The organism is Pseudomonas sp. 05T35, from assembly GCF_056396605.1.
The window spans coordinates 1-681 of the sequence record NZ_JBFTLU010000852.1; the positions used below are offsets into that span (position 1 = coordinate 1).

Consider the following 681-nt stretch of genomic DNA (forward strand, 5'->3'; position numbering starts at 1 on the left):
CTTCCAGGCTCTGCTTCGCCTGCGTTATGGCGTCATCCCAGTCACGATGCTTGAGGATCAGGGGAATCGCGACATTCTCGGCAGCGGTCAGCCGTGCAAAAAGATGGTAGTCCTGAAACACGAAGCCGATGTTATTGAGGCGTAACTCTGCCAGTTGATCGGTGCTCAGGCTCCAGATGTCATTGCCATTGATCTTCACCGTACCGGCATCCGGCCGCAGAATGCCGGAGATCATGCTCAGCAACGTGGTCTTGCCGCTTCCTGACGGGCCGACGATGAACACCATTTCACCGAACTGTGCGACCAGTGAGACCTGATCGACAGCCTTCATTCGTACGTCCCCTTCCCCGAACCATTTGGTCAGGCCGCTCGAATCAATCGCCGGATGATCGGCAGAACCCGTTTGATCCGAACTCATGAGCGTTTCTGCTCCCGATCGGCCGATGCCCCTGAGCACTGGCAGTTATCGAATACCGCCACCACGATACGCCATCAATACGGCGGCTTGACGATCATCAGACTGCAGGGAGCCCGGTTCAGGGTGTTCTCGGCGGTACTGCCGAGAAATACGTTCACGCCCCGATAGTGCACGGTGCCCATCACAATCATGTCGAATTCATTACTTGCCGCGAAACGCTCGATCATCTTGTGCGGAACACCGGTCAACAGATGCCGTTTCGC

Annotated in this window: 2 protein-coding genes; both read right to left on the minus strand. The window is 56.4% G+C overall.

What is annotated here, in order from left to right:
* A partial coding sequence (locus AC1DH9_RS30280) for an ABC transporter ATP-binding protein (protein ID WP_477809471.1) occupies window positions 1-418 on the minus strand: 418 nt, incomplete at its 3' end.
* 74 nt (window positions 419-492) lie between these two features.
* Window positions 493-681: universal stress protein (locus AC1DH9_RS30285; RefSeq protein WP_477809472.1), on the minus strand; the 189-nt coding region annotated here is incomplete at its 5' end.